The organism is Exiguobacterium marinum DSM 16307 (assembly GCF_000620845.1).
Taxonomy (GTDB): domain Bacteria; phylum Bacillota; class Bacilli; order Exiguobacteriales; family Exiguobacteriaceae; genus Exiguobacterium; species Exiguobacterium marinum.
In genome coordinates, this window is the sequence record NZ_KK211189.1 from 818,991 (window position 1) to 834,382 (window position 15,392).

14 protein-coding genes are annotated in these 15,392 nt (G+C 46.5%); 11 read left to right on the forward strand and 3 right to left on the reverse strand.

The window, feature by feature from the left end; all coding sequences use genetic code 11:
* From atpG to mreB, 7 genes are all read left to right on the forward strand, one after another.
* On the forward strand, positions 1–858 hold the full coding sequence (gene atpG, locus P400_RS0104715) for an ATP synthase F1 subunit gamma (RefSeq protein WP_026825093.1): 858 nt from the start codon (positions 1–3) through the stop codon (positions 856–858).
* A 49-nt stretch (positions 859–907) separates the two neighbouring features.
* Positions 908–2,311 carry a F0F1 ATP synthase subunit beta gene (gene atpD, locus P400_RS0104720; protein WP_371742778.1) on the forward strand — a complete coding sequence of 468 codons (1,404 nt, stop codon included), beginning with the start codon at positions 908–910 and terminating at the stop codon, positions 2,309–2,311.
* A gap of 28 nt (positions 2,312–2,339) precedes the next feature.
* The gene (locus P400_RS0104725; protein WP_026825095.1) at positions 2,340–2,750 is read left to right on the forward strand and encodes a F0F1 ATP synthase subunit epsilon; all 411 of its coding nucleotides are present in this window, start codon (positions 2,340–2,342) and stop codon (positions 2,748–2,750) included.
* A 147-nt stretch (positions 2,751–2,897) separates the two neighbouring features.
* Positions 2,898–4,088: an EAL and HDOD domain-containing protein gene (locus tag P400_RS0104730; protein ID WP_026825096.1), complete on the forward strand. Its 1,191-nt coding sequence runs from the start codon at positions 2,898–2,900 to the stop codon at positions 4,086–4,088.
* 200 nt (positions 4,089–4,288) lie between these two features.
* Complete coding sequence (locus P400_RS0104735; RefSeq protein WP_084483563.1) at positions 4,289–4,507, forward strand: DUF1146 family protein; 219 nt, start codon at positions 4,289–4,291, stop codon at positions 4,505–4,507.
* Between the two features lie 238 nt (positions 4,508–4,745).
* The gene (gene murA, locus P400_RS0104740) at positions 4,746–6,047 is read left to right on the forward strand and encodes a UDP-N-acetylglucosamine 1-carboxyvinyltransferase (protein ID WP_026825098.1); all 1,302 of its coding nucleotides are present in this window, start codon (positions 4,746–4,748) and stop codon (positions 6,045–6,047) included.
* An 80-nt stretch (positions 6,048–6,127) separates the two neighbouring features.
* Positions 6,128–7,114: a rod shape-determining protein gene (mreB, locus tag P400_RS0104745; RefSeq protein ID WP_026825099.1), complete on the forward strand. Its 987-nt coding sequence runs from the start codon at positions 6,128–6,130 to the stop codon at positions 7,112–7,114.
* 275 nt (positions 7,115–7,389) lie between these two features.
* On the opposite strand, the gene P400_RS0104750 is transcribed toward mreB, so the two are convergent.
* Positions 7,390–8,169, reverse strand: a complete 780-nt coding sequence (locus tag P400_RS0104750) for a response regulator (protein ID WP_026825100.1) — start codon at positions 8,167–8,169, stop codon at positions 7,390–7,392.
* Complete coding sequence (locus tag P400_RS0104755; protein ID WP_026825101.1) at positions 8,150–9,931, reverse strand: sensor histidine kinase; 1,782 nt, start codon at positions 9,929–9,931, stop codon at positions 8,150–8,152. Before P400_RS0104755 ends, P400_RS0104750 begins: the two co-directional genes overlap by 20 nt.
* Positions 9,932–10,117: 186 nt before the next feature.
* Between P400_RS0104755 and P400_RS0104760 the strand changes: the two genes are divergently transcribed.
* From P400_RS0104760 to P400_RS0104775, 4 genes are all read left to right on the forward strand, one after another.
* The gene (locus tag P400_RS0104760) at positions 10,118–12,073 is read left to right on the forward strand and encodes a HAMP domain-containing sensor histidine kinase (protein WP_026825102.1); all 1,956 of its coding nucleotides are present in this window, start codon (positions 10,118–10,120) and stop codon (positions 12,071–12,073) included.
* A 99-nt stretch (positions 12,074–12,172) separates the two neighbouring features.
* Positions 12,173–12,946 (forward strand): flagellar hook-basal body protein, encoded by a 774-nt coding sequence (locus tag P400_RS0104765; RefSeq protein WP_026825103.1) that lies wholly within the window; start codon positions 12,173–12,175, stop codon positions 12,944–12,946.
* A gap of 11 nt (positions 12,947–12,957) precedes the next feature.
* Positions 12,958–13,740 carry a flagellar hook-basal body protein gene (locus tag P400_RS0104770; RefSeq protein ID WP_026825104.1) on the forward strand — a complete coding sequence of 261 codons (783 nt, stop codon included), beginning with the start codon at positions 12,958–12,960 and terminating at the stop codon, positions 13,738–13,740.
* Positions 13,741–13,804: 64 nt separating this feature from the next.
* On the forward strand, positions 13,805–14,908 hold the full coding sequence (locus tag P400_RS0104775) for a glycerate kinase family protein (protein WP_026825105.1): 1,104 nt from the start codon (positions 13,805–13,807) through the stop codon (positions 14,906–14,908).
* A gap of 17 nt (positions 14,909–14,925) precedes the next feature.
* Here the strand turns inward: P400_RS0104775 and mscL are convergent, their stop codons facing one another.
* A complete protein-coding gene (mscL, locus tag P400_RS0104780; protein WP_026825106.1) occupies positions 14,926–15,306 on the reverse strand; it encodes a large conductance mechanosensitive channel protein MscL in 381 nt (126 codons plus the stop codon).
* Between the last annotated feature and the right edge of the window lie 86 nt (positions 15,307–15,392).

Below are 15,392 nucleotides of genomic sequence, written 5' to 3' on the forward strand. Positions count from 1 at the left end.
ATGGCATCATTACGTGAGATCCAGATGCGGATCACCTCGACCCAAAGCACGAAGCAAATCACGAAAGCGATGAACATGGTGTCGGCGTCGAAGTTGAACCGGGCCCAAGGGAACAACGCCAACTTCAAACCGTACATGGAAAAGTTGGAAGAAGTCATCTCGTCGATCGCCGGTGGTACATCAGGCGCGACACACCCGATGCTTCAAGTACGTCCCGTCAAACGGACTGGTTATATCGTCATCACGTCAGACCGTGGACTCGCAGGCGGATATAACGCCAGTGTCTTGCGTGACGTGTACCGTGAACTGAAAGACAAGCACGCATCAACAGATGAGTATCGTCTTTATGTAATCGGAAAAGTCGGTGTCCAGTTCTTCAAGTCACGCAACATTCCGGTGTATAGCGCGATGACAGGGCTAAACGACCAACCAACTTTTGTTGAAGTCACAGAAATCGTCAAACAGACGGTTGGTGCCTTCAGCGAGAGCGAGATTGATGAATTGAAGCTCTGCTTCAATTCATTCATCTCGGTCATCAGCCAAGAAGTGAAGATTCAACAATTGCTCCCGCTCGGGGATATCGAACAGTCCGCATCCAATGTGATGTATGAATACGAACCAGAAGAAGAAACGATCTTAGCGGCGCTCCTCCCACGTTATGCGGAAGGACTCATCTACGGCGCATTGCTCGATGCGAAAGTATCAGAGCACGCAGCCCGGATGACGGCGATGTCGAATGCGACGGATAATGCGGATGAGCTCATTCGCGGACTCAAACTCAAATTCAACCGCGCGCGTCAAGCAGCGATCACACAAGAAATCACAGAGATTGTCGGAGGTGCGGCGGCGCTGGAATAAGCGCGCGCCCTCTAGATTGTAGGAGGCTAACACGATGAACGAATACGGCATGAAAGGCCGCGTAGTCGCAGTCATGGGCCCAGTTATCGACGTGAAGTTCGACAACCACTTACCGAACATCTACAATGCTCTCAAAGTCACTCACGTGGCAGCGACGGCAGAAGATGTTAGTGTCGACTTGACGCTCGAAGTAGCTGTTCACCTTGGTGACGACACGGTCCGTACGATTGCGATGGACTCAACTGACGGCGTTCGCCGCGGTATGGAAGTACTTGACTTAGGCTCACCGATTTCGGTACCGGTTGGAGAAATGACACTTGGACGTGTCTTCAACGTTCTTGGTAACCCAATCGATGATAAAGAAGTGGCAGCTGACGTGCTTCGTGCACCGATTCACCGTCAAGCGCCAACATTCGACGAATTGTCAACGAAAGTTGAAATCCTTGAAACAGGGATCAAAGTCGTCGACCTTCTCGCACCTTATATCAAAGGTGGTAAAATCGGACTCTTCGGTGGTGCCGGTGTAGGGAAGACCGTTCTCATCCAGGAACTCATCAACAACATCGCGCAAGAGCACAGCGGGATTTCTGTATTCGCAGGAGTCGGTGAGCGTACACGTGAAGGAAATGACTTGTTCCACGAGATGACGGACTCAGGAGTTATCAAGCAAACAGCGATGGTATTCGGGCAGATGAACGAACCACCAGGCGCACGTCTTCGTGTTGCCTTGACTGGTTTGACAATGGCGGAATACTTCCGTGACGAGCAGGGACAAGACGTTCTTCTCTTCGTCGATAACATTTTCCGTTTCACACAAGCAGGTTCGGAAGTTTCGGCCCTTCTCGGACGTATGCCATCGGCGGTAGGTTACCAGCCGACACTTGCTACTGAAATGGGTATGCTTCAAGAGCGGATTACATCGACTGCCAAAGGATCAGTTACATCGATTCAAGCGGTATATGTACCGGCCGATGACTATACGGACCCGGCTCCAGCGACAACGTTCGCTCACCTTGATGCAACAACGAACCTTGAGCGTCGTCTTTCAGAGATGGGGATTTACCCAGCCGTTGACCCACTCGCTTCAACATCACGTGCCCTTTCACCTGACATCGTCGGAAAAGAGCATTATGCGGTAGCACGTGACGTGCAGCAGACGCTTCAACGCTATAAAGAACTTCAAGACATCATCGCAATCCTTGGGATGGACGAGTTGTCTGAAGACGACAAACTCACGGTTCACCGTGCACGTCGTATTCAGTTCTTCTTATCACAAAACTTCCACGTGGCTGAGCAGTTTACAGGCCAAAAAGGTTCGTACGTACCAGTCAAAGAGACAGTTCGTGGCTTCAAAGAGATCCTCGAAGGTAAACACGATGATCTCCCTGAAGATGCATTCCGTCTCGTCGGTCCAATCGAAGACGTCATCGAAAAAGCGAAGACGTTGGTCTAAGACCTACGCGGAAGGGGGAAACTAGACGATGAATACTGTTCACGTCAACGTCGTCACCCCAGATGGTGCAGCCTTTGAAGGGGACGCACGAATGGTCATCGCCAAATCGGTCACTGGTGAGCTTGGTATTTTACCGAAGCACATCCCGATGGTGACACCACTCGACGTCTCAGTCCTCAAACTGCGCCACGAAGATGGTGGACGCACGCTGATCGCAATCAGCGGTGGTTTCATGGAAGTTCGTCCCGATACGGTGACGATCTTAGCTGAAACAGCCGAAATGGCGGATAAGATTGACTATGACCGCGCTTCTGCGGCGAAAGTTCGGGCCGAGCGTCGTCTTCAAGACTCAAAGCTCTCAGAACTCGAATTCCGTCGTGCGGAGCTTGCGCTTAAAAAAGCGATCAACCGCTTGAGCATTCGCGATATCAATGAATAATCATGACTCTCACACGAAAGTGTGGGAGTTTTTTTGTTTGTGTAAAAGATGGGTCTTTTGTCGTGCTTCTAAATGACATGACTAGTATAAAATATGTGGAAGAAGACCGATAATAAGAGTGGGAATGATTGCAAAGGAGATTAAAGGATGAAAGTTTACGTTGCGCGACAACCGATTTTTGATCAACAATTACGTGTTTGCGGCTATGAATTGTTATATCGCCGCAGCGAAAATAATATCTTTGAAAATGTCGATGATTCGTTAGCGACGGCCGATGTCATCCATAACGCATATCTCGTCTTTAATTTTCGGGAGTTGACGGAGGGAACACGTGCATTTATCAACTTTCCTCAGACGCTGATTGAAGGAGAAGTACCGTCACTGCTACCTCGTCAATCGCTCGTCATTGAAGTGCTCGAACATGTCGAACCGACTGAAAAAGTTTTACATGCTCTTCGTTCATTGAGACGTCAAGGGTATACGATTGCACTTGATGATTTCGTGTTTGAGGAGAAGTATCGGCCATTGATCGGATTAGCCGACATCATCAAAATCGATTATCAAGCGACACCAGTGGATCAACAACAAAAATTGATTGATGCACTTGGACATCGGGTTGAATTTTTAGCGGAAAAAATCGAGACACCGGCAGAGTACGAGATTGCGAAACGATTAGGTTATAAAATGTTTCAAGGCTACTTCTTCAGTCGTCCGATTGTTGTTCACGGGGCTGAAGTTCATCCGTTGCGTCATACGCTCATTGAAATGTTAAAAGAGCTCGATCGTCCGGAACCGAGTTTCCAGCGCATTTCAGCGCAAATCGAGCGAAGTGTCGACTTATCCTATAAGATGCTCCGTACGGTCAATACGGTGTATCAAAAAGGTCGTCGCACGATTCAATCGATCGAACAAGCCGTCGCGCGAATCGGATTGGATGAGTTGAAGCGGTGGTCGTATTTGATGTTACTTCGGGAGATGCAAACGTCTGAGTCAAAAGAATTAATTAAACAGAGCGTTATTCGTGGCAAGATGATGGAATTGATTGCAGAGGATACGTTAGATGATGTATCACCGTTTGATGCGTTTATTACCGGGATTTTCTCATCACTCGATGTCATTTTGGATGAATCGATGCAAGCGTTGATTGTTGAGTTGCCGGTAGCGCCTTTTGTGAAGGCTGCGCTCCTTGGGGAACAGAATGGGTTACGAGTGTTACTCGAAGAAGTCATCGCCTATGAAAAGTTGACAATTCCTATTCATAACACAAATTCAGATTGGTCTCAATATTATGTCGAAGCAATTCGTTGGTCACGTAGCCTTGACGAACCCGATGAATGATGTTTGAAATATATGAGGGGCGTCAATTAATGTAGTAAGACCTTACTGCTGATGACGTCCTTTTTGGTGTGCTTGTAGAGAAAGTGAGTTGGTCGAATGGTTCAAACCGCTCGAAGCTTGAGACACTGAGTCTTTTTTTCTCTAACATGACATGATATGATTAAAAATGGTACGAATTTTAGAAAAGAGGGGAATTGTCGATGATCAATACCGTATTTTCGCTAGCGATTTACGTTATAGCGATTTACGTCGCTTGGTGGGCCCTCTTACCCGTCAAATGGGATAAGTTGCTCAATCAAGTGAAGAGTCCGCAAGCAGCAGTTTTGCGTGTTCTCGTAGCTGTCGTCTTCGGTTCACTGATTGCCCAGTTCTTTTTGGAGTATATCCGATTGGCGCAGGCGCTCGCACCTATACAGTAGTCGCAGAATATTTAACAAACTGTAATCCTGCTGTAACGACTCCTATATGAATATCATGTAGGATAAATTCGTCTGACATGATGCGTTTTCATTTCGTTTGCATTTATTTATTTCATTTTTGTGAAATGAAAAACCATCACGTTTTACAAACCATTCTAATAATCGACATCATCACATCCGGAAACGGATCACGACGCATTATATAAAAAAACAACGAAGTTGGAGGACAAAGAGAGATATGAAGGATTTGATTGTAGTCCGTGGAGGACGTAAACTGTCAGGTACTGTACGCGTTGAGGGAGCAAAAAACGCCGTACTAAAAACATTGGTTGCCACTCTATTAGCTAGCGAAGGAAAGTCAATCTTACAAAATGTACCACGTCTTGCTGACGTGTACACGATTAATAAAGTACTTCGTCACCTCGGTGCAGAGGTATCGTTCAATGAAGAAAAGAATGAAGTAACTGTCGATGCGTCGGGCAACATCAAAGATGAAGCACCGCTTGAGTACGTCCGTAAGATGCGTGCTTCAATCCTCGTCATGGGACCTCTTCTCGCTCGTCTTGGTCATGCTCGTGTAGCGATGCCAGGCGGATGCTCGATCGGCTCACGTCCAATTGACCTCCATTTAAAAGGATTCGAAGCGATGGGTGCGAAGACGGTCATCGGGAACGGATTCGTAGAAGCCTCTGTAGAAGGTCGCCTTCAGGGTGCTAAGATTTACTTGGACTTCCCATCTGTTGGTGCGACTGAGAACATCATGATGGCTGCTGTGCTCGCAGAAGGCACAACCATCATCGAGAACGTTGCAAAAGAACCTGAAATCGTAGACCTTGCGAACTTCTTGAACGGAATGGGCGCACACGTACGCGGTGCAGGTACAGAAACGATTCGCATCGAAGGTGTGGAAGCACTCCGCGGCGCAGAGCACTCAATCATTCCTGATCGCATCGAAGCAGGTACATTCCTCGTCGCCGGCGCGATTACAGGAAGTGACATCGAAGTCATCGGCGCAGAACGTGAACATCTTCGTCCACTCATTTCAAAAATGGAAGAGATGGGTGTTCGTTTCGAGGATACTGCTGAAGGCATGCGTGTCTCAGCACCGGATGAGTTGAAGCCGGTTGATGTGAAGACAATGCCACACCCTGGATTCCCGACAGATATGCAATCGCAAATGATGGCACTCGTCTTGAAAGCAGGTGGCACATCTGTCATTACGGAAACGGTGTTCGAGAATCGTTTCATGCACGTGGAAGAGTTCCGTCGCATGAATGCGGATATTAAGATTGAAGGACGTTCAGCAATCGTCAAAGGAGGCGTAGGCCTTCAAGGAGCAGAGGTCGTTGCAACTGACCTTCGTGCTGGAGCATCACTTATTCTCGCAGGTCTCATCGCAGAAAAAGAGACACGCGTTGGTGATTTATATCATATCGACCGTGGATACGTCGACTTCCACAAGAAACTTCAAGCACTCGGTGCAGACATCGAGCGTATTGAAGGGACTGTCGAAGTTGCTGAAGAAATGGTTCAGAACTAAGAGACGAACACGAAATAGAGGGCGAGGAGAGACTCTTCTCGCTCTTTTCAATGAAGAACGAACGGAGGAACCTACACATCATGTTTTCAAAAGATATCGGGATTGATTTAGGGACAGCAAATGTTGTCATTCACGTCAAAGGGAAAGGAATCGTCTTAGACGAGCCTTCAGTCGTTGCGATGAAACGCTCTACAGGGAAAGTACTAGCAGTCGGTTCAGAAGCGTATGAGATGGTTGGTCGTACACCTGGTGATATCGTAGCGATTCGTCCTCTCCGTGATGGAGTCATCGCCGATTTCGCCACTACAGAAGAAATGCTCCGTCACTTCATCGAAAAAATTCAAGTCCGAGGCTTCTTCGGAGGCATTCGTATGTTGATTTGTACACCTGCGAACGTCACACCGGTCGAAGCAAAAGCGATTCGCGAAGCAGCTGAGAAAGCAGGAGCGAAAGAGGTCTTTCTTGCCGTAGAACCGAAAGCGGCAGCCGTTGGTTCAGGCATGGATATTTGGAAGCCAGTCGGTCACATGATCATCGATATCGGTGGTGGGACGACAGACGTCGCCATCCTCTCGATGGGAGACATCGTTTGCGGTGAAACAATCAAGATTGCCGGGGACCGTTTCGATACGGACATCCTTCGCGCCATCAAAGAAAAGCATAAGCTCATCATCGGGGAGCGTACAGCCGAGCAAATAAAGAAAGAAATTGCAACCGTATTCCCAGGTGGGCGTAACGAAACGATGGATATTCGTGGACGTGACATGGTACGTGGATTGCCACGTACGGTGACCATCACGTCGGAGGAACTTCGCGAAGCAATGGCTGAATCAGCCAATGAAATCGTCGAAGCGACGAAGCGGGTGTTAGAACAGACACCACCAGAACTCGCAGCTGATATTATTGACCGTGGCATCATCATGACAGGTGGAGGATCACTCCTTCACGGTCTTGACCAACTTGTAGCAGAGCGCGTCATGCTTCCAGTCATGATGGCCGAGGAGCCGACACTCAGTGTCGCGCACGGGACAGGCATCATGCTCGAGAACTTAGATCGATTGAAGTAAACAAACAAGCGACCGCGCGAGCGGTCGCTTGTTTTGTATAGGTAGACGAGTTTTTCAGATAAGAGTCAAAAGACGTTATCTTCGGATTCTTGGAAGAAAACTGATCCATGTTTCCAAACAATCGCTTTGGAACGCCTGAAGATACGGCTCGTTTTGTTTTTTTTCTTGATGGGGATAGATGGGGCATGGGTGAACGGACAACATCTTCATGTGGATGGTGGTTTCACGGGACGCTAATACAAAAAGGCATCTTGCTTTTTGCGAGATGCCTTTTCTTAGTGCCACGTATAGTCTTTGTCGACAAACAAGCGATTTTTCAAGTCCGTTTTTGAAATCGTAGATTCAGTCGCATCAAGCCAATCATAATAATCACAGGCACAGGTATCACCAAGTTCGATGGAATAGCCATTATTTATCGTATTGACAATAATATCGAGTTCATGTTCAGCTAACGTCTTCTTCAATCGATAGATAGTGTTGTATACGTTGTGTAAGGCGCGTTGTGGTTCATCGATGTCCGGATAAAGTGTTTCGGCAAGCACCCATTTATTAACGACCTGTTTACGATGATAGACCAAATAAGCGAATAACTCCTCCGTTTTTTGCGTTGGCCACTTCACAAGGCTTCCATCTTGTGTTCGTACCGAAAAACGATCCAAGAATTGTATGCGACAAGATTGATGGAGGTTCTTTTGTTGAATTGTCTCATAGCGCTGGATGATACGTGGAATGACATTATGAATCATCTGCTCAGTGATTGGCTTCAACAAGTAATGTGTCGCATGAAGATTGAATGCTTCGACTGCATATTGTTGATGGGCCGTTGTAAAGACGATCTGCGTCCGTTCAGGCAAATAGGTGGCAAGCTCAAGCCCGGTCATTTCAGGCATCTCGATATCTAAAAAGACAAGGTCTACCGGGTGCTTTTGAATAAAAGTGAGAGCTTGAACCGGACTTTGGAACGAACCAATCCACTCAAGAGACGGCTCCTCTTTTATAATCCGCTCCATCATCCCTAAAATATGATGTTCATCTTCAATTAAAATCGTACGCATCTAAGTGATTCGTCCTTTCCTGTTTTAGTAATCGCAAATGGACAGTAGTTCCTTTTCTTAAAACGGAATTTAAGTCGAATGTCGCACCCTGGAGATGTTCAATCCGATTTTTAATATTACATATTCCGATACCAGATGTTTCTTTTGATAAATCTGGATCAAAACCACTCCCTGTATCTTGAACATAAATCTCAATCATTCCGTTTCGTTCTTGGATGGAAAGTGTGAGTCGTTTTTGTCCAGGGTGTCGATAGAGTCCATGTCGAACGGCGTTTTCAACAAGTGGTTGAATCAACAAGGGCGGGATCGAACAGTCCAAAAGAGATTCATCAATTTCTTTCTCGATCTCGAACGAATCACGAAACCGTGTCTGTTCAATGGCGAGATAAGAGTCGATCATATCGACTTCTTGGCGAATAGAAATCTCATTTTCGGTACGACCATTTTCAAAAATAAAGCGGACGTAAGTGCTCAAATGACTGAGTAGACGAGCTGCATCGGGTGGAGACGTATAACAGAGAGCGATCACGTTTCCAAACGTATTGTAGAGGAAGTGTGGTTTGATTTGAGCGTTGAAGAATGACATTTCGTGTTGCGAGGCCAACGCTTCAACTTGTTGTTTCTTATTCTTATCCGTGGACAGATGAATCGGTAGCAATAAAAACATCAACAGGAAATAAATGATAGTAAATGTATTAGCATACAACTGCTGATCGGGCGAAACGATGAACGTCGATGTCGTGATTCCGATATACCCGACGAGTTGGGCGAGCGTGAAGGTTAATAATTCGAGCGGGTTACCTGACTTGTATTTTTCAAGAAGCCATCCAATATTCAATCCGACCCAGAAGAACGTGATAAATAAAACGATCATCCATACAAAGTATTCATACCCCTCGTAAACGGAAGAGGGCAGGAAGATGGCTAGTACAGTCAATCCATACAGTGGATATCTCGAAATGGCCAAAAACCGGTCAAATGACACCCGTTCCAAACATCGCGAAAACTCAATTAGCATGATGATGCTCAGTAAGGCTAAACTTAACGTCAACTTATCACTCCCCGAGATCCACATGCCGTTTCGGGACATGATTGAAAAACTCGTCAACAAAAAGAAGGCTGTCCCGAAACCATACAACCGTTCATTTCGGTGAAAGAGATAGACGATGGCATAGAACATGGCAATCAAAAGTGAAATGAGCAACATGAAAAATTCGTAGCCGGCATAAGCATTTTGAGTAGTCATGATGGCATGTAACGGTCCGACCAATATACTTTCTTCGATGGGTGCGGAATTACCTGCCTGTCGTTCATGTTGAATCGTCAGTCGGAATTGTTTTGTCTCATCATCGATCAGGAGGAGAGACGGCTGCTCGACGAGACGATTGTTTCCAATTTGTATCGTTTCAACCATTTTCCCATCAATCAAAAGCTTAGAGGATGATAGGGACTTTGGAATGAGCAAGGCATACGTACCGGTTGGCAACGCGATATCGAGTTCATAGGTAGATTCACGATAAGGGGTTGTAAAAGGAATGGTTCGATAGGATCGACGATCAACTTGGCTGACAATTCCTGACTCATAACGCCATGAGCCGTCTAGTCTCAAGATTTCTTCGTCAACAGTAGAAGAGAGAAGAGAAGCTTCGCCCTTATTAACGGTGACGGTTGGATTAATCGACTGATGTCGAATCAATAAAGTGAGACTGACGCCAATCAACATCACAAGGATGAAGATAAACGTCATTCGATTACGCGTCATGTGCACATTCCCTTCAATCTTTGTGAGTTTCTTGTGAGGTCCTTCCGTTATTCTTCCTATTAGGTGAATGGATTTTTGAAGTGACTCTCCGTCTCATCATCGTACCCGAACTTTTTTTGTTTGAACAGAAAAAGTCATTCACCGTACGAGGTGAGGCATTCTAAGAGTGAAGGAAGAAGGCATTCCATGAAACGTTGGATTGAACAACGCATTAGTCGACAAGTTATGACAATTTTATATATATTGATTGCCTTAGTGACGCTCACGTCGATTGGAACCTATTTTTATACACAGCAATCGATTCAAGAGACGACCGTAAAATTAGAAAGAATCAGTGAGCAACGTGCACGGGCGACAGACCTATTTGAAACGTGGCAATCGATGCAATACGAGTTAAGAGGTCACGTGCTTCTTGGAGAAAGTGCTCTATTAGAAGAAGTACGAACAGCTCAGACGAATATCAATGAGCAAACAATCTGGTTCGAGACACAAGCAAAAAATGAAGAAGAAGTACAGTTTGCTGAAGATGCGCGCCTCCTCTTTTCTATCTATACGACGCGCGTCATGCCGGCACTAGAGCAATATGTGGTTGCGAAGCAGGCAGGAGAAATTGATGAATCGTTCCTGCAGATGCGCACCGTAGGACAATTCATGCCGAAAAATGAAACGTCCACGCAAACAAGATTTAAGCTGAACTCAAGTAGTGCGGCCGATATGAGTGCGAGCATCGTCGATATGGAATCGGTCTTTACCGATTATCGACAAAATCTTGATTTTCAAGAAAGTGAATTACGAGACTCGCTGTCGAAACAGTTAGTGAAAGCACAATGGATGTGGCTCTTGATTTTACTCGGGGCACTCTTCTTGTTATTCGTCGGCTTACAACCGTATATTTTAAGACTGATAAATCAATTGCAAACGCTGATGGTCAACAGTGAACGACTCTCGAATAATCCGAATGCGACCCTTATTCCAATCAAACCGTTGAAAAACGAAGTCGGACAGTTATCGAAGGCATTTAATGAAATGGCAACCTCACTTCAAAATCAACAAAGCCAAGTCGACTTAGAACGTGAGAAGACCGCCCGTATTTTGCACACGATGCGGGACTCGATTGTATACACAGAACTTTCAACGAACGAACGTTTTGCGAACAGCGCGCTCTTTGACTTATATGAACACCCGATTCCATCACAGGAGCGGGGGAGCTTATATCCAATTGCGATGCATTACCCGATGTTTATGAATCAACTCGATAATCCAGAGGAACTGAATCGCTTCACTAAGCGTGCGAAAGAAGAAGGTGTGTTCGAGGAAACGTACACGTATTCGATGCTTGATGGGCAGAAGACGATTCGGATGTACGCAGAACCGATTGATTTGAATAACGAACGGGTCGGTGTGATTTTCGTATCACGAGATATTACCCAGGAAACAGAAATCAATCGTCTGAAGACAGAGCTCGTGGCGACGGTATCCCATGAGTTACGGACACCACTCACATCAATTCTTGGATTTTCAGAACTTCTGAAAAATCGTAAATTAAAAGAAGAGAAGCGAACTCGATATTTAGAGATGATTACGAGTGAAACAAAACGGCTCGAACGGCTCGTGAGTGATTTGTTAGACGTACAAAAAATGGAGGCGGGAATGGGAACACCGGAATTTCAAGTCGAAAGTTTATTTGAACTGCTGTCCGATATCCTCGAGATTCATGCTGGTTCAACGGAGCACCACTTCTTCCACTTTAACTGTGACGAATCCATTTTTGTGGCGGGCGACCCGGCGCAGTTGCGTCAAGTATTTTCGAACATCTTGAACAATTCTATAAAATATTCACCAAACGGTGGGAATGTAACGGTTGATGTAACGTGTGAGCAAGACACGATTCAAATCGCCATCACAGATGAAGGACTTGGACTTTCTGACGAAGACGCGGATCGGATTTTCGATAAGTTTTACCGCTCTTCATCGGAAGAGAGTAAACGAATCGGCGGAACCGGTTTAGGTCTATCCATTTGTAAAGAAATCGTTCAACTGCACGGTGGTACGATTGCCGTTCGCTCTCAAATTGGAAAAGGTACAACGATGATGGTTGAGTTACCGATGGTCAATCATATCAATGAAAAAAGTTCTTCCTAAATAAATAGGATGGACTTTTTTTGAAAAAACGGTGAATGCGACGCTCATTTGGTACGATATAGAGAGTGAATCATGATATAGGATGAAAGGAAGACGATTATGCTACGCGGATTATATACAGCAGCGGGTGCGATGAATGCCCTTCAGCGCCAGCAAGAGATTTTAAGCAATAACCTTGGTAATGTCCGAACCCCGGGCTTCAAGGCGTCTGACGGCGTGGTCCGATCGTTTCCGGAGATGTTACTCGCGCAAGTCAGTAACCCAGATAACGGGAAGTCGCGTGTGAAAGGAGAGGTAGGGACTCTTTCGATGGGTGTCTATCTTCAAGAAACGATGCCCCGTTTCTCGGCTGGAAGTATCACAGAATCCGGTAGCCCGACAGACCTTTATTTAAAGGCACCTACTGATTTCACGGGAGCTCCGATGTTTGCAGTCGAACAGGGCGAGGAAACATTGTACACGACAAACGGACGCTTCTCGATTGACGAGGCATTATTCCTTCGCTCTGCGGACGGTGGGTATATCCTCTCCGATGAGGGGGAACGAATTCAGTTGCCATCAAGTGAGTTCCAAGTAGGAAAAGATGGGGTCATCACCTCTCTTGGACAAAATGTGGGGACACTTGGTGCTTATCAAATCGATGATTTGACAACACTGGAGCAAGTCGGAAATGACTGGCGTGTGACGGGTGATGCGCCTGCTCCTGCACAAGTAGAGGTATTGCAAGGATTTATTGAAGAAGCGAACGTCAATCTCGATCAGACGATGGCAGATCTTATGATGACGTATCGTCAGTTTGAAGCCAATCAAAAAGTCGTCCAAGCGTATGATAAAAGTGCCGAGCGGGCAATCGAAATCGCTCGTATTCGTTAAGGAGGAGAACCATGCAGTCTATTTATAATTCGGTTAACTCCCTGTCCCAACTACAACGTCAATTGGATGTGACAGGTCATAACATCGCGAACGTCGATACGGTCGGGTTCAAGCGGCAGCAGGGACAGTTTGCTTCCTTGTTGTCACAGGCATACAATAACCAACCGCGCCCGGAATTTGAAATTGGCCGTGATACGCCGAATGGGATTCGAATCGGCGTTGGTGGACATGTCGCCGACATCACACAACAATTCAATATCGGACAAGTACGTACGACAGATCGCGGTTTGGACGTCTTCTTGAAGGCGAGCCGTCAATTTTTCGTTGTAGACACACCGAATGGCGTCGGTGTGACACGCAGTGGGAATATGCAACTGTCAGTTGGTGACGAGACGACACTTGTCGATGTGAACGGAAACCCGCTTCTTGGAGATGACGGCAATCCGATTACGATGCCGAACGATGCGACGAATCAGCGTATTCGCCAAGATGGCGTAGTCGTCGCAAGCATGAACGGAGTGGAACAAGAATTTGGACGTCTCGACATCGTGGAAGTCCGCAATACATCGGAATTAAGACCGCTTGGGGATAACGTGTTCGCAGCGGATTTGGAGACCGAAGTCGATCGTCCGCTCGGAAATCTATTGATTGAAGGGACACTCGAGTCATCGAACGTTGATTTGACGAAAGAGATGACCGACATGACCATTACACAACGTGCGTATCAAATGAACTCACGGGCCATGTCGATGAGTGATCAAATGATGGGACTTGTCACAGCATTGCGTCCATAACGCATACCGCTTCTCATACCGAGGAGCGGTTTTTATATAACTGAAAGAACAGGAGGATCAACAGATGCGAATCGTGGTTGCGATGGACTCATTCAAAGGCTCACTTTCGAGTATGGAAGCCAATCAAGCCGTCATGCATGCACTCGATGGGCATGAAGTGATCGCTATTCCGATTTCGGACGGAGGTGAGGGGTTTCTTGATGCCTGGTTCAAGACGCACGAAGATGCGACGGTCGTGGAAGAGGTCGTCACATGTCTGGATGGAGTAGAACGTACCGCTCGATTTGGTTTCGAACCGTCGACGAAACATGCGGTCATCGAAGTGGCAGAAACGACAGGTTTGACACTCCTCTCGCATGTCGACCCGTGGCGCTACAGTTCAATTGGAGTTGGACATCAGATTGTTCAAGCACTAGACTGTGGAGCAAGCGTGATCACCGTTGGGCTTGGCGGGAGCGGAACGATTGATGGTGGGAAAGGATTGCTTGAGGCGCTGGGTGTTCGCTTTTTTGATACGTTCGGGTCAGTGTTATCTACTATCCCGCATCAGATTCATGAGGTAGCATCGATAGATTGGTCGGGTCTCGATCCGAGAGTACGCAACGTCGAGTGGCGAATCGCCTCCGATGTGCGTAATCCGCTGATTGGAGAGAACGGGGCAGCGCATGTGTTCGGTCCTCAGAAAGGATTGGCAGCAGATGAAGTAATCCGATATGACGAAATCCTTGAAAGCTATGCGAATTGTTTTGAACAGGATATGAGAATATGGCAGGGAGGAGGGGCAGCTGGAGGCATCGGGTTTGCGTTCTTACAGCTCGGTGCAACATACATGAAAGGCATCGAAGAAATAGTCAAGTGGTCTAAGATGGAAGAACTGTTGAAAGAGGCAGATTGGCTCATCACAGGAGAAGGAAAGTTTGATGCGCAAAGTCTTGAAGGAAAGGCACCTTACGGATTGGCCCGTCTCGCACATACGTATGGGGTACCGACACTCGTCTTCACGGGACAATCCGATTATACCTCTCATGTGGAATCCGGCATCGTTGCGATTTTTCCGATCGTGTCACGGGTTATGACGTTAGAAGAAGCGATATGGGAAGCGGCCCCGCTGCTAACAAATGCAGTTCGACGTGTACGTCACGTCATTGAAAAAGCGCCTCGACAATAGTCAAGGCGCTTTCGTGTTCACTGGGAACGTTCTTTCAAAAGATCACGAATTTCTGTCAACAATTGTTCTTCTTTCGTAGGAATCGGGGCAGCGGCCTCTTCGACTTCCTTCTCACGTTGCAGACGGTTGATGACTTTTACGATCAAGAAGAGTGCGATGGCAATCAAGACGAAAGATACAATTTGTTGAATGAAGTTCCCGTATAGAACGTCGACGCCAAGTACGCTTACTTTTAAACTAGAAAAATCAATTCCTCCAATAATGATTCCGAGAAGCGGCATAAAAATATCGTTGACGAGCGAGTTCACGATGGCTGTGAATGCTGCACCTAATACGACAGCGATCGCCAAATCGATGACATTTCCTCGCATCGCAAATTTTTTAAATTCTTTCCACATAGACAGTCCTCCTGATATTGAATAGCATAAGCGTAGCATATTTTTAAGAAAAGGAAATAATCGTTCACCTTCTGTCAGGGAAGGAT